Genomic DNA, 21,030 nt, shown 5'->3' on the forward strand with positions numbered 1-21,030 from the left:
CGGGCGGCCGAGGCCGCCAGCGACGCCAAACAGGCATCGGCGCCCGCGGCCGCCAAAAAGGCGGGCACGCCGGCAACACCGTCGCGCCAGCCCGTGCCGCATCGCCCGCTTGCCAGCGGCGAGAAGCCGCTCGCCTCTCCTGCCGTTCGCCGCCGCGCCCAGGATGCGGGCATCGACCTGCGCCTGGTCGGCGGATCGGGTCCGGCGGACCGCATCCTGCACGAGGATCTCGACGCCTATGTCGAGCACGGGCCGCTGACGGCGCGCCAGAGCGGCCGCGTTCCGGCGACGGGCACGCGCGATGTCAAGGTCGTCGGCATGCGGCGGCGCATTGCCGAGAAGATGGCGCTCTCCAAGTCCCGCATTCCCCACATCACGATCGTCGAGGAAATCGACATGAGTGCGCTGGAGGACCTGCGCGGACAGCTCAACGCGCTTCACGGGGCAAGCCGCGGCAAGCTCACCGTGCTGCCGTTCATCATGCGGGCCATCGTGCACGGAATTCAGGCCCAGCCGGAAATGAATGCCCACTACGACGACGAGGGCGGCGTCATACACCAGTATGACGCGGTCCATATCGGCATCGCGGCGCAGACCCCGGCCGGCCTCACCGTGCCTGTCGCCCGCCACGTGGAAGCCCGTTCCCTCTGGGAATCGGCGTCCGAGGTCGCGCGCCTCGCCGAGGCCGCGCGCGAAGGCAAGGCGAGCCGCGAGGAACTCTCCGGCTCGACCATCACCATCACGTCCCTCGGGCCGCTCGGCGCCATCGCCACGACGCCGATCATCAACCACCCGGAGGTGGCGATCGTCGGCATCAACAAGATGGCGGTGCGTCCGATGTGGGACGGCCAGGCTTTTCAGCCGCGCAAGATGATGAACATCTCCTGCTCCTTCGATCACCGGGTGATCGACGGCTGGGATGCCGCCGTCTTCGTGCAGAAGCTGAAGAGCCTTCTGGAAACCCCTGCCCTGATGTTCGTCGAGGACTGAAGCCATGAGCGACATGACCTGCAAGCTGCTGATCATCGGAGCGGGACCGGGCGGCTATATCTGCGGCATTCGCGCCGGCCAGCTCGGCATCGATGCCATCGTCGTCGACGAGCAGAAGCCGGGCGGCACCTGCCTGAACGTCGGCTGCATCCCTTCCAAGGCCATGATCCACGCGGCCGAGGAGTTCCACAAGCTGACCCATTACAACGGCACTTCGCCGCTCGGCATCACGGCGGCTTCTCCGGCCATCGACCTGTCGGCGACGGTCGACTGGAAGGACGGCATCGTCTCCCGTCTGAATGCCGGTGTCGCCGGCCTGCTGAAGAAGTCGGGCACACGTCTGATCTCCGGCAGGGCAACCTTCCAGGACGGCAAGACTGTCAAGGTCACGACCGGCGACACATCCATCACCATTCGGGCCGAGCAAGTGGTGATCGCAACCGGATCCGCGCCGGCCGAGCTGCCATTCCTGCCCTTCGGCGGCAAGGTGATCGGCTCCAGCGAAGCGCTGGCGCTGCGCTCGGTGCCGGAGAAGCTCGTGGTGGTCGGTGGCGGCTATATCGGCCTGGAGATCGGCACGGCCTATGCCAAGCTCGGCTCGCGGGTCACGGTGGTCGAGGCGGCGGAACGCATCCTGCCGCAATATGACAGCGCCCTGACGCGCCCCGTCCTGAAGTCGCTGCAGGGGCTCGGCATGGAGGTTCACCTCGCGACCAAGGCCAAGGGCCTTGGCGACAAGGGTCTCCTCGTCGAGGCCCCGGACGGGGCGGAGCGCGAGATCGCCGCCGACAAGGTGCTCGTCACCGTCGGGCGCAGACCGCGATCCGACAGCGCCAACATCACCAGCCTGGGGCTTGCGACGAACGGGGCGTTCCTGCGCGTCGACGACCGCTGCCGGACGTCGATGCAGGGCGTCTACGCCATCGGCGACGTCACCGGCGAGCCCATGCTGGCGCACCGGGCGATGGCGCAGGGCGAGATGGTGGCGGAGATCGTCGCGGGTCATCCTCGCAGCTGGGACAAGCGCTGCATTCCCGCCGTGTGCTTCACCGACCCGGAAATCGTCACGTGCGGCCTGTCGCCGGAGGAGGCCAAGGCACAGGGCGCGCCGGTAACCACCGGGCAGTTCCCCTTCTCCGCCAATGGCCGGGCGATGACGATGGAGGCAGAGGACGGTTTCGTGCGCGTCGTGGCACGCAAGGAAGACGGGCTCATTCTCGGTCTTCAGGCGGTCGGCCAGGGCGTGTCGGAACTCTCCGCCGCCTTCGCGATCGCCATCGAGATGGGCGCACGCGCCGATGATATCGGGGCTGTCATCCACGCCCACCCGACCCAGAGCGAAGGCCTGCAGGAAGCCTGCCTCGCCGCGCTGGGGCACGCGCTGCATATCTGAGCCCGCCTCCTCTTCTCCCTTCTGCCAGACACTGAACGACAACACCCGGGATCGCCTTGCGGTCCCGGGTGTTGCACATGCGGCTTTTGTATTGGCGGTAGCGATCCGCACGGCCTTGCGGCAGATAGCGACGGCGGCAAGGCAATCCTTGAGCCGGGAACGCGGCGTGTTCCCGGTATGGTATTGCCTTGCCGCCGCCACCCACCGGATCCGTCAGAAACGGTTCCGGTGGTGGGAGCCGAATGGCCCGGCCTTGCGGCCGGACAAACATGCGACACGCCAGGTCAGGCCGGCGCGACCGTCTCCGGCGCGCCGATCCCGGTGGCCAGGTAACCGCCATCAACGACCAGCACCTGGCCGGTAATGAAGCCGGCCGCTGGCGAGGCCAGGAAGCCGATGGCCTCCGCCAGCTCCCGCGGCTCGCCATAGCGACCGAGCGGCATGCGCGCCGTCCATTCTGCCTGGACACCGGCCGAATGCAGGCCGGAGACCATCGGTGTCGCCACCGGTCCGGGCGCAACCGCATTCACGCGGATGCCGAGGGCCGCCAGTTCGACCGCCATCACCTGCGTCAGGGTGATGACCGCGCCCTTCGAGGCGCCATAGGCGGTACGGCCGGCATTGCCGATCAGGCCGGAAACGGAGGCGATATTGACGATCGCGGCGTCGGGGTGGCGGTCCGCCCCGGCGAACATCCGCGAGCACAGGAACGTGCCGACCACGTTGACGTCGAACACCTCGCGCATCATCGCCGCGCTCGTCTCCATGAACGGGACATTGCGGGCGATCCCGGCCGAGTTGACCAGTCCGGCCAGCGGCGCATCGAACCGGCTGCAAACCTGCTCGAAGGCGCGTGCCAGACGGACTTCGTCGCGAATGTCCGTCGCAATCTCCAGAAGCCTCTCGGCCGGCGCCGTTTCGCTGCCGCAGATCTCCTGACGGGCGGCGGCCAGCGTCGTCTCCGAGACATCGAGCATGGCGACCCGCGCACCACGCGCCAGGAACCATCGCGTCGTCGCCAGGCCGATGCCCGAGGCACCGCCCGTGACCACAAAACAGCGGCCGTCGAGGCTGCCGGCGGCATCCATCAGGCCCGCAACCTGTCATTGTCGAGGCGCTCAGCGATCAGTCCCTCGCGCGGGGTCAGCCGCACGTCGGCTGGCTCCGCCAACCATTCCTCCAGCACGATCTCGAAGGTCACGCAGACCGGATTCTGGCCGGCGACGAAACGTCCGCCAGCGACCGTCCCGTCGGGGGCGGCCAGAAGGCCGACCAGCGTCGCCACCGGATTGCCGTCCTCGTCCGGCAGAACCTCGCCCGCAAGACCCACCACCTCGACCGCGGGGCCGCGCAGGACCCGGATCTTGCCGTTCGACAGGCTGACGCAGGCATCTGTCAGGCTGCCCAGGCTACCGCGCAGGAAGCAACGTTCGACGCCCTCGCGCAGGCAGATTTTCTCGACCCCCTGGACGAGGTCCTCGTTCGGGTGGACACGGGCATAGAAGATGCGCCCCGTGCGGCCGCGCTCGATTTCCACGTTTTCGCTCATTGCACCCCTCCCAGATGGCCTACCGGCGAAAAGATCGCGTGATTGGTTTCCGCGTCCGGCACCTGCCGGATGTCGAGATCGCCCAGCAGCGTCATGCGCGCGACAAGGCCGCCTGGACCGATGCGTGTCGCCGCGGTGTCGAAATGACCGCCTGCGACCTGCCCGTCATGCGGATCGACGAACCAGGCGTGACAATGGGCAAGGGGTTTGCCGTCCAGACCCGTGCCCAGCGTGGCGGCTCCGCCCTGAACCGACACGGTGCCGGCATCGCGCATCGGGGAATAGGTGACGAGCCGCGCGCCGCTGGGATCGCGCACAGCCAGACAATAGACACAGGGCGCCAGCGACCCGTGCAGGATCGCAAAGGCGGCCGACCCGCGCCATTCGCTCCCTGCCCCCGCCTCCTCGGCCTCCACCAGCGCGTCGACCAGGCTGGCCCCTTCGGGCAGGCGCACGCGAAAGCTGCGGGCCGCCCCGTCGGACAGCACGGTGAACCGTTCGCGGGCGACCGGCCCGGGATGGCGCAGCAATCGCGCTGGCGCCGGCGGAATCACCGGGGGAATGGCAGGGGCGATCATGTCGCCGCTCCCGACATGCGCGGCAGCGCCATGCGCTCCTCGATCATCTCGCGGACAAGCTTCTTCGTCACCTTGCCGTAGCCGGAGCGCGGCAGCGCCTCGACGATCTCGAAGCGCTTCGGGATCTTGTAACCGGCGATGCGCCCGGCAAGATCGGCGCGCAGCTCCTCCCCCGTCACGCGCACGCCCGGTGCCAGCACGACCGCGGCCACGCCGATTTCCCCCCACTTCTCGTCCGGAATGCCGACCACGCAGGCCTCGGCAACCGCCGGATGCGCGACGATCTTCTCCTCGATCTCCAGCGGATAGATGTTGGACCCGCCGGAAATGAACATGTCAGAGGCTCGGCCGGTGATGAACAGGAAGCCGCCATCGTCGAAATGGCCGATATCACCGGTGCGAAACCAGCCGTCGCGAAACGCCTCGGCATTGGCCGCCTCATTGCGGTAATAGCCGTTGAAGACGGCCGGACCGCTGACGCAGATCTCGCCATTCTCGAACGGCGGCAATGCCCGCCCGGCCTCGTCCTGGATCTCGATCTGCATGCCGGTGCGAGCGTAGCCGCAAGTGCCGATCCGTACGCCCGGCCCGTCCTCGGCCGCGTGACAATGCGGTGGCAGGACGGTGATGTTGCCGGTCACCTCGCCCAGGCCGAAATACTGCACCAGACAGGGACCGAGCTTCTTCAGGGCCAGCTTCTGGTGCTCGCGCAGCATCGGCGCGCCGGCATAGATCACGTAGCGCAGCGAGGAATGGTCGTAGCGCTCGACCGCCGGATCGGCGACCAGCGCGCTGACGATGCTCGGCACCGTGAACATGTTGGTCACCCGGCGCGTCTCGATCAGTCGGAACACCTCGTCCGCATCGAGGCTGCGCGAGGTGGTCAGGACGCTCGGCACGCAGCGCGCCACCTGAATGAGCTGATGAATGCCGGCGCCATGCGATAGCGGCGCGACGACGAGCGAGACATCGTCTTCGCTCATGCCGGGCATCAGGTCGGCCAGGTGGTTGTTGATGACGAAGGCCATCTGGCCGTGGCTGAGCACCGCCGCCTTCGGCTTGCCGGTGCTGCCGGAGGTGAAGAAGAACCAGCACGGGTCGTCGCGCTCGACGGGCGCAGCCGCGAACGGCGCACCCTGGCCGGCGCGGACGAGGTCGCCATAGGCGTGCTCGCCGCCGCGCGGATCGTCGAAACACACGACCAGTCCGACACCGGCCGCAACCGCAGCGTCCGCATGGGCGGCAAACTCTGCATCGTAGATGATCGCGCGGGCGCCGGACGATGTCGCGACGTGGGAGACATCCGAAGGCAGGATACGGAAATTGGTCGGCACCCAGACCGCGCCGAGCTTGAAGGTCGCGAACATCGTCTCGAACATCTCGAGCGAGTTGCGGGCGTGAATGATCACCTTGTCGCCGGGGCCGACGCCGAGACGGGACAGCGACGTCGCCAGTCCATCAACGCGGGCGTTCATGTCCGCCCAGCTCCAGCTCCGTGCGCCGTGGATGAGCGCATCGCGATCCGGATGGCGGGTCGCGGCCTGGGTGAGAAGGTCGCCCAGGTTCATCACCCGGTTCGACATGCGCTGCGCGCCCTCGACCCTCATTTCAGCCGCTCCAGGATGGAGACGTAGTTGGCGACCGCCGCCCCGCCCATGTTGAAGACGCCGGCAAGTTCCGCTTTCGGCAACTGCATCTCTCCCGCGTCGCCGCAAAGCTGCATCGCCGCCATCACATGCTGCGACACACCCGTCGCACCGATCGGGTGCCCCTTGGACTTGAGGCCCCCCGAGGGATTGACCGGCAGCCTGCCGTCGAAGGCCGAGACGCCCTCGTCGATCACCCGGTGCCCCTCGCCCGCCCGGGCAAGCCCCATCGCCTCGTATTCCAGCATCTCGGCGATGGTGAAACAGTCATGCGTCTCGACGAAGGAAAGATCCGAGACACCGACCTGCGCCCGTTCATAGGCCGCGTTCCAGGCCCGGGTCGCGCCCTCGAAGGACGTCTTCGAACGTCGGCTGAGCGGCAGAAAGTCGTTCACATGCTCGGCCGCGCGGAAATAGACCGCGCGCGGCGCGGAGGCCAGCGCCGTGTCGACATCGGCGAGGACCATTGCGGCCGCGCCATCGGAGATCAGCGAACAGTCGGTGCGGCGCAGCGGACCGGCAACGATCGGATTCTTCTCCGACACCTCGTTGCAGAAGGCGAAATCGAAGGCCTTGCGCATATGCGCGTAAGGGTTGTTGACCCCGTTGGCATGGTTCTTCGCCGCGATCCGCGCAAGGCTCTCGCGGCGGTCTCCATGGGCCTGGAAATAGGCCTGGGCGATGTTGGCGAAGACCCCGGCGAAGCCGCCCTCGACCTCCGCTTCCTCGCGGCGATAGGAGGCGCCGAGCAGAATGTCGCCAACGACCGGCGTCGGGGTCGCGGTCATCTTTTCCACGCCGACCACCAGCACCCGGCGGGCGCGGCCGCTCTCGATCTGGCGGATGCCGGCATGGATCGCGGCGGACCCTGTCGCGCAGGCATTCTCGATGCGCGTGGCAGGCGTGAAACGCAGCTCCGGCACCGCCAGGGCAACGAGGGAGGCCTGAAAATCCTGCTTGGAGAACCCGTTGTTGAACGCGCCCAGGAAGACCGCGTCGATCTCCTCGGCGCCGACGCCGGCATGCCGCAGGCAGTCCGAAACGACTTCGGCGACCAGTTCCTCCGCGCCGGGCTGTTCGGACTTGCCGAACTTCGAATGCGCCCAGCCGACAATACAGGCACCCATCGCGAACCTCCCGTTGCGACATCCCCAACCATCAGCGTGATAATAGACCCGCCAAATCAGCTAATCTTGCCTTTTTCCATCCGAAATTTAGTATCCTCTGCATGAAATTAGCGTCATTCCGCCATAAATAGGTTTTTGCATGCAGCCACTTGACGATACTGACCTGAAGATTCTCCGGGTGCTCCAGCAGGACGGATCGCTGAGCGTTTCGGAAGTCGCCGAGCGGGTCGGCCTTTCGCAATCCCCGTGCTCCCGCCGCATCAACAGGATGATCGAGGACAAGATCATTCTCGGGCGCTCGATCATCCTCGACCGGCGCAAGCTCGGCTTCGATGCGACGATCCTCGTGCGCATCAAGCTCTCCGGTCACGGCCGCCAGTCGATCTCCGTGTTCCAGGAAGCCGCACTGCGCATTCCGGAGATCCAGGTCGTGCAATTGATGCTGGGCGAATTCGACTTCAATCTCCGCGTGGTCGTGCGCGACATGGATCATTTCCAGGCATTGCTGCGCGAGAAGCTCGTCATGTTGCCCGGCGTGCACGAAATACAAAGCACCGTCATCCTGGAAGAGACGAAATATACGACGCACCTCCCGATCTAGGCCAAGATACCCATAATACAATTCTATACATTTGACCGCATATCACCTAATATGAATTCTATATTCGGAAACAAAAAACCGTTCATGCGATTGTTATGTATCAACATATCTTATTATAATAATTGAAATACAGATTTTTACTCACTATCCTGAAATTGTCCTGCCGGGGAGTTGCTCATTTCCTGAACCCGGCAGGCCAGAGGCCTCGTGGCGGAATGGCGACGCAAGGGATTGCAACTCCCTAAATCCTGGTTCGAATCCAGGCGAGGCCTCCAACTCCCCCTTTTCAGCGCCCTCTTGCGGCGGCCGGCAGCACCGCGCTGCCTTGCCGCGCGCCTCAAGCTCCCTCAAGCCGTCGCGCGCTCCGCCTGAACCGGCGTATTCAGGCGTGCCCGCAAGGCCTGCCGGTCGATCTTTCCGGTCGAGGTCTTCGGCAGCGTCTCGACCAGTTCGAACCGCTCGGGAACCATGTAGTTGGGGACGAAACCGAGACAGTGGCGCTTCAGCTTGCGCGCATCTAGGTCTCCGTTCCGCGCGACGAGGAAGGCCGCCAGATAACGTGTCCCCTCGCCGTCCATGTCGTCGACGACCGCCGCCTCGCCGATGGCCTCGTGCCGGAGCAGCGCGGTTTCCACCTCGCCGACATTCACCCGGAATCCCCGGATCTTCACCTGGGCATCCCGTCGTCCGACATAGTGGAAACTCCCCTCTTCGCCGATCTGCACCAGATCGCCGGTCCGGTAAATCGGATCCGGATAAAGATCGTGCCGGGGGTCCTGGACAAAGCGCGCCGCCGTCATTTGCGGGTCGCGCCAGTATCCCTTCGCGACGGTCGGGCCGCGCGCGCAAAGCTCGCCGACCGATCCGGCCTCCTCCAGCAATGCGCCGTCCTCGCCGAGCACCAGCACTTCCATGTGCTCGCACGGCGCGCCGATGGGCAGCGGATCCTCGCCGGGAAGCGCGGTGACCGGGTGACAGGTCACGTCGTTGAATTCCGTCGCGCCATAGACGTTGAAATAGAGCGCCTGCGGAAGTTTCGACATGAGATCGCGCAACTCCGCCGGCGGATAGGGTTCCCCGGCGAAAAAGATCAGGCGCAAAGCGTCGTGTCGCGCACTGTCCTCGCCCAGTTGCCGGGTGATCAGGCGCAGCACCGAAGGCACCGACTGCCAGACGGTGATGCGGTTCACCGCAATGAACTCGACCAGGTCGACCGCCATGAAGCCGATCCCCTGCGGCACCAGATGCACCGATGCCCCGTGCGCAAGCGTCGTCCACACATCGAAGAGCGAAAGATCGAAATGCAGCGGCGCGTGCGAGGAAACGCGGTCTTGCGCGCTCAGCCCGAATTTCCATCCGGCCCAATTCGAAAAGGCCGTGATGTTGCCGTGGCTGATCATCACGCCCTTTGGGCGGCCGGTGGAGCCGGACGTATAGAGAATATAGGCCAGGTCCTGATCGAGCGACCGCGACGGCAGCGATGTGGCCGGCGTGTCCAGCGGTGAACCCGCCGCGATCAAACGAAGACGCGGATCGCCCCCCTCGCCGCCCCCCTCGCCGACCAGCAATACCGGCGGAACGCTGATGCCTTCCTCCAGCAGTGCCGTCAGCCGCGCCACCTTGTTGGCCGACGACACCAGCGCCGCCGGTTCGCAGTCGCCAAGGATGTGGGCAAGGCGCGGGACCGGCCCCGTCGGGTCGAGCGGAACGCAGACCGCATCGGCCTTCAGGACGGCCAGCAACGCGGCGACCGCCTCCGGCGACTTGTCGAGATAGATCCCGACGCGGTCGCCCCGCCGGACGCCCTGCCCGGCAAGGCGGCGGGCGAGTTCGTCGGAGCGGCGGGCAAGCTCGGCCCGCGTCCAGCGCACCTCCCCCATGGCAACGGCCGGCGCATCCGGGTCCTTGCGGGCCATTTCCTCCAGCAAACGCGGCATCGTGCGTGTCATCTCAGCCTCCCTGCCTCTCGCCCGCCTGGCGGGCCGGCCTGCCAATCGGTACGCCCTGCCACGGGCTAGAGGTCGTAGCGCCCCATCAGCCAGGCAAACAGCTGGAACCGCTCGCCAAGGAACCGTTCCGCCTTGCCCCACATCTCGTCTTCGGTGATGTCGCTGGGATATTTCCGGCCGACCTCGGAATTTGCGAACAGCGGGCGCAGCAGCGTCAGCGCCAGGATGTAGAAGAGGTCGTGATCCATCTTGTAGCTCTTGCGGCGATCTCCGTCCCACTCGGTGCGGATCGCCTCGCGGTGCTTTTTGAGCAGCTGCATGTGGGGGATGAAATAGCCCCACATGCGCCGCGAGATCTTGCGAATCTCGTCATCGGGAACCAGCGGGAAATAACCGGAGATCTTCGCCGCGATCGGATCGAACTCGAGCAGGTTCTCGATCGTGTACTTGTCGAGGGCGGTCGGATAGCCGAGCTTGCCGACCATGCGATAGATCGCGCTGGCCAGATCCCGCCAGGCCTGCATTGCCTTGGCCGGCGCCGGCAGGTGATTGATGTCCTGCACGGAATCCAGGTCGATCAGGAACAGCTGCCGGTTCTCGACGGAATAGACGAAGTTGCCCCAGTCGCCGGAATAGCGATACATCTCGGCCAGCGAGAAATCGTGCAGCAGCTTGCCGGCCTGACGGGCGAGCGCGCAGATCACCGTCAGTCGGACGCGCTCGTCATCGGGATCTCCCTCGACACCGAGCGCCTCCCGGATCGCGTCGTAGTGCACATCGAAATCCGGGTCGGTGCCACGGGCAAGTCCGGCGCCGAACAGGATCTCCGAGATCCGGTAGGACGCGGAGCCCGGCGACAGGGTCAGCACCGCGCCCATCGGCTGTCCCTGGAAATTCAGGTTGCCGCCATACTCGATCACCGCCAGCGGCGCGATGGTCGGGATCCCGTGCTTCACCAGCCGCTCGGACGACCAGTATTCGCGATGCGCCCGCTCGTGAACGATGCCGCCGATCGGGCTCGGGGAGCTGTAGGCGTATTTGTACTCGCACTCGTTCGAGATGCCGAAATGCGGATAGGTCACCAGATATTCGAGCAGGTCCGTGAGCGGGGGAACCGGATCGTTGCCGGCATCGTCATGCAGCTTGTTGGAATATTCCGCATCGCCCGGAAGGATCGGGTTCCACAGGCCGACGCCCTTCAGCTTCGCCGCATGGAAGGTGACGGACGGGTTGTCCTTCAGCGCGATCGGTTCGTTCAGCGCCTCCCAGGATCCCCGGCCGCGGCGCGTGAAGGTGGGCACATGGCCGTTCCAGCTGGCGATGTCGAGCAGGCGCTTGAACTCCGCATCGGAGATCGTCAGCCCGTCGAACTGGTGGGTGATGGTGTAGTCGAGCTTCTGGTGCGTGTTGATGTTCATCGAAAGTCATCCCGAAACGGTTTGAAACTGCAGTCAGGCATAGGTGCGGCTGCCGAAGATCGCGGAGCCGACCCGCACGCTCGTCGCGCCGTGGATCACCGCCTTCTCGTAGTCGCCGGACATGCCCATCGAGCGGCGGTCGAGGCCGGCATTGTCGGCAAGCGCGGTCAGAAGCTCGAAATGCGGCGCCGGATCCTCGCCCGCCGGGGGAATGCACATCAGCCCCTCGATGGCGAGGCCGAGCTCCTTGCGGCAACGGTCGACGAAGGCCACCGCCTCGTCCGGGTCGATGCCCGCCTTTTGCGGTTCACGGCCGGTGTTGACCTGCACGTAGAGACGCGGCGCGCGTCCCTGACGGGCGATCTCCTTGGCGATCTCGACGGCGATCTTCTCGCGGTCGACGCTCTCGATCACGTCGAACAGCGCCACCGCGTCGCGCGCCTTGTTGGATTGCAGCGGGCCGAGCAGGCGCAGCTCCACATCCGGATACTCGGCCTTCAGCGCCGGCCATTTCTCCTGCGCTTCCTGAACCTTGTTCTCGCCGAAGACGCGGCATCCGGCGGCGATCACCGGGCGTATCGCGTCCGCGTCGAACGTCTTGCTGACGGCGACAAGCGTCACCGGGCCGGCATTGGCCTCACGCACTTCCTCGGCCGCCGCGATCTTTCCCAAAACTGCCGTCAGCCGGCCTACCGATTCATCGCTGGTCATCATCCCTACTCGCTCAAACGTGGTTGCAGGAGCCGAGCCCGAAGACGGGCGCGGGCATGGAAGTCTCAGACGCCGACCCCGAAGAAACGCGGGACAAGAAGGGTGATCGCCGGGAAGATCGCGCAGAGCACGACGATCACCACATGGGCGAAGGCGAAGGGCATCGCCTCCCTGACGGCGCTTTCGTAAGGGGCGTTGGCTATTCGCGCGGCGGTCATCAGCGTCAGGCCGACCGGCGGCGTGATGTTTCCCAGATTGAGCGCCAGCAGCATCACCATGCCCGCATGCAAGGGGTCGAAACCCAGCTCCACGAGCGCCGGCGCCAGCACCGGAACGGCGATGATGATCGCCGGCAGCACGTCGATGAACATGCCGATCACGACGAGCAACGCCGCCACGGCCAGGATCTGCACGATCGGGTTGTCGCTCATCGTGGCGATCGTCTCGGCGGCGTGCCGCGCGATGCCTGAGCGGGTGACGAACCAGCCAAGCACATTGGAGGCGCCAAGCAGCAGGAACACCACGCCGCTGAAGCTGACGGTGGAGACAAGCGCCTCCCACATGTCGCTCCGGCTCAACCGCCTGTAGGCAAAACCGCCAAGCGCCAGCGCATAGATGCAGGCGATGACGGATGCCTCGGTCACGGTTGTGAGCCCGCTCAGAACACCGCCGAGAATGACCAGCGGAATGCCCATCGCCGCCAGCGCGCTGATGCCGGTCGAGATCACCACAGACAGCATCACCCGCTGGTGGCTGGCATAGCCGCGCCGCCAGGAAATGATGCCGCTGACGATCAGCATGGCGAGACCCATCATCAGGCCCGGCACGATGCCCGCCGCGAAGAGGCCGAGGATGGAGATGTCGCGCAAGGTCGCGGCATAGGCGATCATGATGATGCTGGGCGGGATGATCGGTCCGACAATGGCCGAACAGGCGGTCACGGCCGCGCAATAGGAAGCGCTGTAGCCCTCGCGGCGCATCGACGGGATCAGCGTCTTGCCGATCGCGGCCGTCTCCGTCACCGCCGCGCCGGTCAGGCCGGCGAACAGCAGGCAGGTGGTCACGTTGACATGCGAGAGCGCCCCCGGCACCCGTCCGAAGAGCGAGGTGGCGAAGGCGATCAGCCGCTCGGTAAGGCCGGCTCGGTTCATGATCTCGGCGGTGATGATGAAATAGGGGACGGCGATCAGCACGTAGCCCGAGACGCCGGAATAAAAGCGGTCGGCGAGAATGCCGAGGAAATCGACGCCGCCGATGGAGAACGCGCCCACCAGCCCGGCCGCAGTCAGCACCAGGCCGAGCGGCAAGCCGATGAACATCAGCACTATGAAGGCGATGGAGGCGCTCATTTCACCAGCTCGAGCATCTTGCGCGGCGCATGTCCGGACGCGGGCAGCGATCCGCCGCCGCCGTCATTGACGGCGTTGAGATTGCCGGCCGGACCGTCGCCATAGTCCTGCATGGCGCCGGCAAGCGCCGGTTCTCGCTCATCCGCGCTCCCGCCCGGCGCCTCCTCCTCCGGCAACATGTCGGCGCTGAGCACGCCGCGCTCCTCCAACAGGGCCAGCCCGTCGACCAGGTGAAGGCAGAGGATGAGGCCGGCGACAGGCACGGACGCCGCCGTCCAGTGATGCGAGACCTGCAGGCTGCTGGAGATGATGTAGAGATTGGTCGCGTCGCGGAAGAAGGTGATGCCGTACCAGACCAGCGCCAGAGCGAAGATGGCGATAGCCGCAAGGTTGATCGCCTGCGCCAACCGCGCGGCCCATCGCGGCAGCAACCGGGCGACAGCCCCGATCGCGATGTGCTCGCCATACTTGAACGCGACGGTGATGCTCAGCATTCCCAGCCAGGGCAGGAACAGGCGGAACAGGGAGGGACGGGTATTGGCATAGGCAAAGGCCAGCGGACCGCTGTCGAAGAGCGAGGCCTGACCGAAGCGGGAAAGCAGCGCCAGCAGCAGTTCCAGCAGGATCCCGGCGGCCGAGATGGCCAGCATCAGGGCAAGGATCACGGCGCAGGCCGCGATGGTCGCCTGGTTGACCCCGTCGCTCATCCGGCGCAGGCCGAACAGCAGGCGCACGGATCCGTTCGTGGAAGACACGCTCATGTCCTGCTCCCGGGTTGGTCCCTGAATTGCCGGAGCGGGACGACCCGCCCGCGCCGCGACCGCGCGTTGTCGCGCGGCTTTGGCGGACGGAACCGGCCGGTCTGGAACCGCCGCCCGTCCGCCATGATCGAGCGGTTCAGTCGAGATAGTTCTCGACGATCGAGCGGTTCAGCTCGTCATTGATCCGCGTCACCTCGGCGCGCAATTCGTCGTAGAGCGCCGCCTTCTCGCCGAACTCCTCGACCAGCCATTCGCGATAGACCGGTTGCGCGATCTCCCGCATCCGCGCCTTCTCCGCGTCCGACAGGATGTGACATTCCTCGAACTTCTTGCAGGAGTTCACCCAGCCGATGACCGTGATCTGCGTGGCGATGCCATGCGCCATGGCAACGGCCTCGCGGGCCGAGGTCATGATGATCTTCTGGTAGTCCTTGGGGAGTTCCGAGAACCACGCTTCGCTGACACTCCAGGTGATGGTGTTGTAGACGTGCCCGCTCCATGTGGTGAAATTGGTCACGTCGTAGAGCTTGAAGATGTCGTTGACGCCCGGGGCATGGAAATGCCCGTCGACGAGACCGGTTGCCAGGCCTGTCTGCAACTCTCCCCATGGCAGCGGCGTGGGCGAGGCGCCGAGCGCCTTCATGATCGTCATGTGAGCCTGGTTTTCCTCGACCCGTATCCTCAGGCCCTTGAGGTCCTCGACGGTGCGGATCAGGCGCTTGTTGTTGGCGAAGGCAACGAAGCCGCCGCCATCGTCCAGCGTGCCGAGATAACGCAGGCCGCTCTCCTCGACCATCGGCTTCATGAACTTCGCGAACCAGGGACTGTCGAAGAAGGCCCAGGCCGTGCGGTAGTCGGGAAACAGGAAGGGCGAGGTGATCATCTCGTAGTTGCGATAGAACGAGGCCTGCGTGCCCGAGCCCAGCATCACCGACTGGATGGTCTTGCCCGCACGCGTCTGCTGCGCCGCCTCGACCTCGCCGCCAAGCGCGCCGTTGCCGAAGACCTGGACATCGATATCGCCGTTGGTGGCGCTTTCCACCAGCTGCTCGAAATGCTTCAGGGCCGGCGCCGTCTCGTTGTTGGTGAGATCGTCGGGATAGAGATGCGCGATCGTCATCGTGTAGCTGGCCGCCATGGCCTGCGGCATGGCGCCAAGGGCAAGGCCCGCGACAAGCGCCCCTGCCACCATCGAACGGGCCATCATCGAACGGGCGCCCCTCAGGCGCAACGGACCGCTGCCACGCGAACGGTTCCGGCGGCGCTCCAACGCGTCCCTTCCATGCCCCTCATTACTTTTGCGGAGGCAACAACAAGACCATTCTCCAGCAGACATAATCCCCTCCTCGCACGGACTTTATTTATGTTGATTATGCCGAGGAGGATATTAAGCAACCAAATGACGGTCTAATTCTATTTTTCTATTTCTGGTTACGGCGCGATCAACTTGAGATTTTGACACACAAGCACATCAGGCCGGAGCCCGTGAAGGCCCCGGCCGGCCGGATTCCGCGACCCGGCGCTGCTTGCGATGCGAACCCGTGGGGCGTCCGGCTCAGCCGGTGACGGCCCCCTTGCTCGCTGGCGTGGCAAGCTGTGCGAACTTGCCGAGTACGCCGGTCCGGTAGCGTGGTTCCGGCTGACGCCAGTTCTTCCGCCGCCGCTCCAGCTCAGCATCGTCGACCTCGAGCTGCAACAGCTGCCGGGAGGCGTCGATGGTGATCGTGTCGCCCTCCTCCACCAGCGCGATCGTCCCGCCTTCGAAGGCCTCCGGCGTGACATGACCGACGAGCATGCCCCAGGAGCCGCCCGAAAAGCGGCCATCGGTGATCAGCCCGACATCGGCGCCCAGCCCGCGGCCAATGATGGCCGATGTCGGCGCCAGCATCTCCGGCATTCCCGGTCCGCCTTTGGGGCCGAGATAGCGGAGCACCAACACGTCGCCAGGGCGGATGGCATCCGACAGGATCGCATCCATCGCGCTCTGCTCGTCGTCGAAGACGCGCGCCGGTCCGGTGATCGAGGTCGCCTTCAGGCCGGTGATCTTGGCCACCGCGCCGTCCTCGGCGAGGTTGCCGCGCAGGATGGCCAGATGGCCCTGCTCGTAGAGCGCCTTGTCGATCGGACGAATGACGTCCTGGTCGGCGGGCGGCGCATCCGGCACATGCTCCAGTTCCTCGGCGAGGGTGCGGCCGGTGATGGTGATGCAATCGCCATGCAGCAGTCCCGCATTGAGCAGGATCTTCAGCACCTGCGGGATGCCTCCGGCCTGGTGCAGGTCGACGGCCATGTACTTGCCCGAAGGCTTCAGGTCGCAGATCACCGGCACCTTGAGGCGGATGCGCTCGAAGTCGTCCAGCGTCCATTCGACGCCGGCCGCATGGCAGATCGCCAGGTAGTGCAGGACGGCGTTGGTCGAGCCGCCGGTGGCCATCACCAGGGAGATCGCGTTCTCGACGCTCTCGCGGGTGACGATATCGCGCGGCTTGATCCCCTTTTTCACGGCCTCGACGAGGACGCGTGCGGATTCGGCCGTGGAATCGAATTTCTCCTGGTCGATATTGGCCATGGTCGAGGAGTAGAGCAGCGCCATGCCGAGTGCCTCGAAGGAGGAACTCATCGTGTTGGCTGTGTACATGCCCCCGCAGGCGCCGGTCGTCGGACAGGCGTTGCGCTCGATGCCCTCGAAATCCTCTTCGCTCATCCGGCCGGCCTTGATCGCACCGACAGCTTCGAAGGCGGAGATGACGGAAAGGTCCTGCCCCTTCCACTTGCCGGGCTTGATCGTGCCGCCATAGACATAGATGGCGGGCACGTTGGCCCGCACGATGCCGATCATGCCGCCGGGCTTGTTCTTGTCGCAGCCACCCAGCACGAGGACGCCGTCCATCCACTGGCCCTGGACCGTCATCTCGACGCAGTCGGCAATGACCTCGCGCGAGATCAGCGAGTATTTCATGCCTTCCGTGCCCATCGCCATGCCGTCGGAAATCGTCGGCACGCCGAAAAGCTGCGGATTGGCGCCCGCCTCCTTGATCGCCTTGACGGCGATATCGGCCAGCGGCTGAAGCCCCGCGTTGCAGGGCGTGATGGTCGAGTGCCCGTTGGCGACGCCGATCATCGGGTTGTCGAAATCTTCCTTGGTATAGCCGAGACCATAGAACATGGCCCTGTTCGGCGAACGCTCGATCCCTTGCGATATCGTCTTCGAACGCTCGTTGTATGCCACCCGCAATCCTCCCTCAGGCAATGCTTGGCGCCGGGCCGCCCGTTTCTCCCGATCCGTCCTGCGCCCCGGCCCCGGCAGCGTTTGTGAAGAGCTCCTGGAACCGGCCCCAACGGGTCGCTCCAACGGAACCTGTTCTTTGCTGTAAAGGCTTATGCAGTCGGCATTTTCGGCGAAGTTAGCGCCTCGCCATTCATTTCAGAAATATATTTGTCATATGCTTTTGAGTGATTTTACATATTAATCGCCGGTCTGAAAAGCGCCGGGGCGCCGGCCCGGCGGCATGCCGGTCCGACGTCCCAATGCGTTTCGACGCGCCTCAGCGTCCCCCGGGAAGCCCCTGGCCGTTGAAGCCGGACGTCGCCTGCTTCATGGCAACGGCCGCCGGCGCGGAGACCTCGCCCAAGCCGGGAAGCGCGCCGGCAAGGTCCGCCCCGCCATCGCCCGGCTCGCGATCCTGGTCGCTGGCGTTCCTGGCGATCTCGACCAGGCGCAACACGGTCGGCGAGGGATCGTCGCGTCGCCAGACAAGGCCCGTCTCGATCACCGGCGGCTTGCCTTCCAGGCCGACATAGCGCACGCCGACGCGGCCGAGCCGGCGCAGGGAGCCGGGCACCAGCGCGATCCCCATCCCCGCCGAGACGAGACTGATGATGGTCTGCATCTGGATCGCCTCCTGACCGATTGTCGGCTGGAGACCGTTGGCGACGAAATAGGTCGTGATCACGTCGTGGAAGGCGGGAGCGGAACGCCGCGGGAACAGAACCAGCGGCTCGTCCGCGACATCCTGGATGCGCAGCCGCCCGCCGGACACGTCGACCCGGCCCGAACGAACCCAGTCCTCGGGCACGGCCGCCATTAGCGGCTCGTGCAGCAACGGCAGGTAGTCGAGCGAGGAATGCAGCGTCTGGTGCAGCGGGATGATCAGGCCGGCATTGATGTCTCCTTGCATCAGGGCCTCGATCTGCAGGTCGCTGGTCATCTCCTTCAGCGACACCTTCACCTCCGGATAGGTGGCGCCATAGTGACTGATCAGCTCCGGCAGCAGATTGTAATCTGCCGTCGTGACGAAACCGAGCTTGAGGGAACCGATCTCTCCCCGCGCGAGCTGGCGCGCCAGCGCGGGCAAAGCCTCGACCTCCTCCAGCAGCTTGCTGACATGGGAGAGCAGGTGCTCGCCAACCGGTGTCAGGGCGACATTGCGCTTCGTCCGCTTGAAAAGCGTGACGGACAATTCCTCCTCGAGCGCAAGGATCGCCTGGCTGAGCGGGGGTTGCGTCATGCAGAGCCGCTCAGCGGCCCGGCCGAAATGCAACTCCTCTGCAACCGTTACGAAGAACTTCAACCTCCTGAGATTCATTGCTTGCCTTCTTCTCCCTCGGAATTGGTACTTGAACGCCGCCGTAAAAATTCACTCCCAAACCTTTATATGGCAAAAATATATATTTCTCGACACGCACGGAAAGTTGTATCTTGATTGTAATTAAAATTAGTTTCTCGTACTAGGAGTGCCTATAATACTGAGAATAGGATTTTGTCACACTCAAGGCAGGGATGCGAAAAGACTCATTCATACGTGTTTCGTCCTACTTGGGCTATATATGCATATTTCATAAACATTTAAGAATAACGACCTCTCTTGTAATAAAATATACGATCGCGTGCATGGGGCGAAAGAAACGAAAACGAAATGGAGGAGAGAAAGAAAGAAACAACCATATCTTTCCCTTCGTAAGGAAGCGCAACCTGCGGTCGCATCGCGAACGTCCTGTGGCGGAGCCCTCCGCCTGGACGGCCGGCATGTCGAAAGGGTTGCGGCGCACAGGCCGACGATCCCCGCCGGGCGGGGCAGGCAAGAGGAGCAGACATGGATTTCAGCTTCACCCCGGAACAGGAAGCCTTCAAGGAAAAGGTGGTCCGTTTCGCCCGCGACGAACTCAACGAAGGCGACCTCACCCAGCGTGACAGGGATTGTGTCCTGTCACGGGACCTGTGGAAGAAGATCGCCTCCTTCGGCATTCTCGGCCTGCCCTTCGAAAAAGCCTATGGCGGCAGCGAGCAGGACATCATCACCACGGTGCTGGCGATGGAGGCGCTCGGCTACGGCTGCCGCGACAACGGTCTTCTGTTCAGCATGAACGGCCAGATGTGGACCGTGCAGATGCCCATCGCCCAGTTCGGGTCTCCCGAGCAGAAGGAGAAATACCTGAAGGGCCTGATCGCCGGCGAGCTGATCGGCGCCCACGGCATCACCGAGGCTGAGGCCGGCTCCGACGTGATGAGCCTGGGCACCACCGCGACCCGCGACGGCGACCACTACGTCCTCAACGGCGCCAAGGTGTTCTGCACCAACGGCCCCGTCGCCGACGTCTTCGTCATCTTCGGGACGGTCGACAAGAGCGCCGGCTCGCTCGGGCTCACCGGCTTTATCGTCGACCGCGACACGCCGGGCCTGGAGATCAGCCCGAACCGCCAGAAGATGGGGTTGCGCACCTCGCCCATGGCTTGGCTGACGCTGACGGACTGCCGCGTTCCGGTCAGCGCCAGGATCGGCAAGGAAGGCCAGGGCGGACGCATCTTCAACAACTCGATGGAATGGGAACGCAGTTCCATCCTCGCCAATCTTGTCGGCGCCATGGAACATCAGGTCGAACAGTGTGTCCTGCACGCCAACAAGCGCACGCAGTTCCGCAAGCCGATCGGCAAGTTCCAGTCGGTCTCCAACCGCATCGTCGACATGAAGCTTCGGCACGAGACGTCGCGCCTGCTTCTCTACAAGGTCGCATGGCTGAAGAAGACCAAGGGAAGCTGCGCGATGGAGGCGGCACTCGCCAAACTCTATCTCAGCGAGGCCTGGGTGGCGTCGTGCCAGAATTCCGTCGTGATCCATGGCGGCTACGGCTACATGCAGGACTACGAAGTCGAGCGGGACTTCCGCGATGCGGTCGGCAGCCTGCTCTATTCCGGAACGTCCGACATCCAGCGCACCATCGCGGCCCGCGCCTTGGGCCTGTAGGGGGCCTGTACGGGGCCTGCAGGGCTCCAGGGCGACCGCATCCCGGAAACGTCGGGAGAACAGTCCGGACCGCCCCACCCGACCTGTCTGACTGCGTGACGGATCCGCCAGATCCGTCACGCACCTGTATAAATTGCGTATACTTCTCAAATCACAATATATTTCTCGATATTTATTTGCACATACACACGATATTGACTGTAGGTAAATTGCAAATATTCTTCCAAATGCGCGCTGAATCGAATTTCGATCTAAAAATATCAAGAACATTGAAAAGAAATTCGGGCTTCGAATGAGGCGCTAACCACATCGGGCACGACTGTCGAAAGACCGGCCGATGCTGCGACATCCGGCGGTATCGCCCGTGAGGCGATGCCAGGCGACCGGTAAACCGAGGAGGAAATGGCGATGACCGCTCAGGCAACCAAGCTCAACGATGTCCACAAGACCCTGCTGGAATACCTGCTGGAGAACTCCGGCGTGAGCGTGTCCGGGGGGATCGACCCCGAGGAGAACCTGCTCGACAGCGGCATTCTCGATTCACTCGGCATCGCCGAGATCACCGAATATGTCGAGAAGGAGTTCGGCATCGTCATCGACGAGGACGAGATCACCTCGCAAAACTACAAGACGCTCAATGCCTTGACCAACTTCTGTCACAGCAAGATCACCGCCGCCGCTGCCTGAGGGCGTTGCCCGCACGCATCGGCGCCAAC

General features: G+C 64.5%; 18 protein-coding genes and 1 tRNA gene. 6 read left to right on the top strand and 13 right to left on the bottom strand.

The window, feature by feature from the left end:
• Positions 1-990 (top strand): dihydrolipoamide acetyltransferase family protein (locus RBB46_RS22140; RefSeq protein ID WP_306031231.1); only part of this gene is annotated, 990 nt, incomplete at its 5' end.
• 4 nt (positions 991-994) lie between these two features.
• On the top strand, positions 995-2,383 hold the full coding sequence (lpdA, locus tag RBB46_RS22145; protein ID WP_306031232.1) for a dihydrolipoyl dehydrogenase: 1,389 nt from the start codon (positions 995-997) through the stop codon (positions 2,381-2,383).
• A 284-nt stretch (positions 2,384-2,667) separates the two neighbouring features.
• Here the strand turns inward: lpdA and RBB46_RS22150 are convergent, their stop codons facing one another.
• From RBB46_RS22150 to RBB46_RS22170, 5 genes are read right to left on the bottom strand one after another with little or no spacing between them, the layout of a single operon-like run.
• Positions 2,668-3,471 carry an SDR family NAD(P)-dependent oxidoreductase gene (locus tag RBB46_RS22150; protein WP_306031233.1) on the bottom strand — a complete coding sequence of 268 codons (804 nt, stop codon included), beginning with the start codon at positions 3,469-3,471 and terminating at the stop codon, positions 2,668-2,670.
• On the bottom strand, positions 3,471-3,932 hold the full coding sequence (locus RBB46_RS22155) for a PPC domain-containing DNA-binding protein (RefSeq protein WP_306031234.1): 462 nt from the start codon (positions 3,930-3,932) through the stop codon (positions 3,471-3,473). Before RBB46_RS22155 ends, RBB46_RS22150 begins: the two co-directional genes overlap by 1 nt.
• On the bottom strand, positions 3,929-4,510 hold the full coding sequence (locus RBB46_RS22160; protein WP_306031235.1) for a hypothetical protein: 582 nt from the start codon (positions 4,508-4,510) through the stop codon (positions 3,929-3,931). The genes RBB46_RS22155 and RBB46_RS22160 overlap by 4 nt, the downstream gene beginning before the upstream one ends.
• A complete protein-coding gene (locus RBB46_RS22165; protein ID WP_306031236.1) occupies positions 4,507-6,117 on the bottom strand; it encodes an acyl-CoA synthetase in 1,611 nt (536 codons plus the stop codon). Before RBB46_RS22165 ends, RBB46_RS22160 begins: the two co-directional genes overlap by 4 nt.
• The gene (locus RBB46_RS22170) at positions 6,114-7,283 is read right to left on the bottom strand and encodes an acetyl-CoA acetyltransferase (protein WP_306031237.1); all 1,170 of its coding nucleotides are present in this window, start codon (positions 7,281-7,283) and stop codon (positions 6,114-6,116) included. The genes RBB46_RS22165 and RBB46_RS22170 overlap by 4 nt, the downstream gene beginning before the upstream one ends.
• A 139-nt stretch (positions 7,284-7,422) precedes the next feature.
• Here RBB46_RS22170 and RBB46_RS22175 point away from each other — a divergent pair, with 139 nt between their 5' ends.
• Positions 7,423-7,884, top strand: a complete 462-nt coding sequence (locus tag RBB46_RS22175; protein WP_306031238.1) for an Lrp/AsnC family transcriptional regulator — start codon at positions 7,423-7,425, stop codon at positions 7,882-7,884.
• Between the two features lie 201 nt (positions 7,885-8,085).
• Positions 8,086-8,159, top strand: a tRNA-Cys gene (locus RBB46_RS22180).
• A 72-nt stretch (positions 8,160-8,231) separates the two neighbouring features.
• Here the strand turns inward: RBB46_RS22180 and RBB46_RS22185 are convergent.
• The 8 genes from RBB46_RS22185 to RBB46_RS22220 all read right to left on the bottom strand — a co-directional run bounded on the left by RBB46_RS22185 (position 8,232) and on the right by RBB46_RS22220 (position 18,658).
• Positions 8,232-9,833 carry an amino acid adenylation domain-containing protein gene (locus RBB46_RS22185; RefSeq protein WP_306031239.1) on the bottom strand — a complete coding sequence of 534 codons (1,602 nt, stop codon included), beginning with the start codon at positions 9,831-9,833 and terminating at the stop codon, positions 8,232-8,234.
• A 65-nt stretch (positions 9,834-9,898) separates the two neighbouring features.
• Positions 9,899-11,251 (bottom strand): hypothetical protein, encoded by a 1,353-nt coding sequence (locus RBB46_RS22190; protein WP_306031240.1) that lies wholly within the window; start codon positions 11,249-11,251, stop codon positions 9,899-9,901.
• A 33-nt stretch (positions 11,252-11,284) separates the two neighbouring features.
• Positions 11,285-11,962 (bottom strand): YggS family pyridoxal phosphate-dependent enzyme, encoded by a 678-nt coding sequence (locus RBB46_RS22195; RefSeq protein WP_306031241.1) that lies wholly within the window; start codon positions 11,960-11,962, stop codon positions 11,285-11,287.
• A 65-nt stretch (positions 11,963-12,027) separates the two neighbouring features.
• Complete coding sequence (locus RBB46_RS22200) at positions 12,028-13,311, bottom strand: TRAP transporter large permease (protein WP_306031242.1); 1,284 nt, start codon at positions 13,309-13,311, stop codon at positions 12,028-12,030.
• The gene (locus RBB46_RS22205) at positions 13,308-14,072 is read right to left on the bottom strand and encodes a TRAP transporter small permease (protein ID WP_306031243.1); all 765 of its coding nucleotides are present in this window, start codon (positions 14,070-14,072) and stop codon (positions 13,308-13,310) included. Before RBB46_RS22205 ends, RBB46_RS22200 begins: the two co-directional genes overlap by 4 nt.
• A 136-nt stretch (positions 14,073-14,208) precedes the next feature.
• Entirely contained in the window at positions 14,209-15,279 is a 1,071-nt protein-coding gene (gene dctP, locus RBB46_RS22210) for a TRAP transporter substrate-binding protein DctP (protein ID WP_306031244.1), read from the bottom strand.
• A 348-nt stretch (positions 15,280-15,627) separates the two neighbouring features.
• A complete protein-coding gene (gene ilvD / locus RBB46_RS22215; RefSeq protein WP_306031245.1) occupies positions 15,628-17,301 on the bottom strand; it encodes a dihydroxy-acid dehydratase in 1,674 nt (557 codons plus the stop codon).
• 316 nt (positions 17,302-17,617) lie between these two features.
• Positions 17,618-18,658, bottom strand: a complete 1,041-nt coding sequence (locus RBB46_RS22220; RefSeq protein ID WP_306031246.1) for a LysR family transcriptional regulator — start codon at positions 18,656-18,658, stop codon at positions 17,618-17,620.
• A 507-nt stretch (positions 18,659-19,165) separates the two neighbouring features.
• Here RBB46_RS22220 and RBB46_RS22225 point away from each other — a divergent pair.
• Positions 19,166-20,314, top strand: a complete 1,149-nt coding sequence (locus tag RBB46_RS22225) for an acyl-CoA dehydrogenase family protein (protein ID WP_306031247.1) — start codon at positions 19,166-19,168, stop codon at positions 20,312-20,314.
• Between the two features lie 408 nt (positions 20,315-20,722).
• Positions 20,723-21,001 (top strand): acyl carrier protein, encoded by a 279-nt coding sequence (locus RBB46_RS22230; RefSeq protein ID WP_306031248.1) that lies wholly within the window; start codon positions 20,723-20,725, stop codon positions 20,999-21,001.
• The last annotated feature ends 29 nt before the right edge of the window (positions 21,002-21,030 follow it).

It is taken from the genome of Stappia sp. MMSF_3263 (genome assembly GCF_030733745.1).
Taxonomy (GTDB): Bacteria; Pseudomonadota; Alphaproteobacteria; order Rhizobiales; family Stappiaceae; genus Stappia.

Coding starts and splice junctions, on each gene's coding strand:
- RBB46_RS22175 (WP_306031238.1), top strand. CDS start 7,423: ATGCAGCCACTTGACGATACTGACCTGAAGATTCTCCGGGTGCTCCAG.
- RBB46_RS22200 (WP_306031242.1), bottom strand. CDS start 13,311: ATGAGCGCCTCCATCGCCTTCATAGTGCTGATGTTCATCGGCTTGCCG.
- RBB46_RS22150 (WP_306031233.1), bottom strand. CDS start 3,471: ATGGATGCCGCCGGCAGCCTCGACGGCCGCTGTTTTGTGGTCACGGGC.
- lpdA (WP_306031232.1), top strand. CDS start 995: ATGAGCGACATGACCTGCAAGCTGCTGATCATCGGAGCGGGACCGGGC.
- RBB46_RS22160 (WP_306031235.1), bottom strand. CDS start 4,510: ATGATCGCCCCTGCCATTCCCCCGGTGATTCCGCCGGCGCCAGCGCGA.
- RBB46_RS22165 (WP_306031236.1), bottom strand. CDS start 6,117: ATGAGGGTCGAGGGCGCGCAGCGCATGTCGAACCGGGTGATGAACCTG.
- RBB46_RS22170 (WP_306031237.1), bottom strand. CDS start 7,283: ATGGGTGCCTGTATTGTCGGCTGGGCGCATTCGAAGTTCGGCAAGTCC.
- RBB46_RS22220 (WP_306031246.1), bottom strand. CDS start 18,658: ATGAATCTCAGGAGGTTGAAGTTCTTCGTAACGGTTGCAGAGGAGTTG.
- RBB46_RS22230 (WP_306031248.1), top strand. CDS start 20,723: ATGACCGCTCAGGCAACCAAGCTCAACGATGTCCACAAGACCCTGCTG.
- RBB46_RS22185 (WP_306031239.1), bottom strand. CDS start 9,833: ATGACACGCACGATGCCGCGTTTGCTGGAGGAAATGGCCCGCAAGGAC.
- RBB46_RS22195 (WP_306031241.1), bottom strand. CDS start 11,962: ATGACCAGCGATGAATCGGTAGGCCGGCTGACGGCAGTTTTGGGAAAG.
- RBB46_RS22155 (WP_306031234.1), bottom strand. CDS start 3,932: ATGAGCGAAAACGTGGAAATCGAGCGCGGCCGCACGGGGCGCATCTTC.
- dctP (WP_306031244.1), bottom strand. CDS start 15,279: ATGATGGCCCGTTCGATGGTGGCAGGGGCGCTTGTCGCGGGCCTTGCC.
- RBB46_RS22190 (WP_306031240.1), bottom strand. CDS start 11,251: ATGAACATCAACACGCACCAGAAGCTCGACTACACCATCACCCACCAG.
- RBB46_RS22225 (WP_306031247.1), top strand. CDS start 19,166: ATGGATTTCAGCTTCACCCCGGAACAGGAAGCCTTCAAGGAAAAGGTG.
- RBB46_RS22205 (WP_306031243.1), bottom strand. CDS start 14,072: ATGAGCGTGTCTTCCACGAACGGATCCGTGCGCCTGCTGTTCGGCCTG.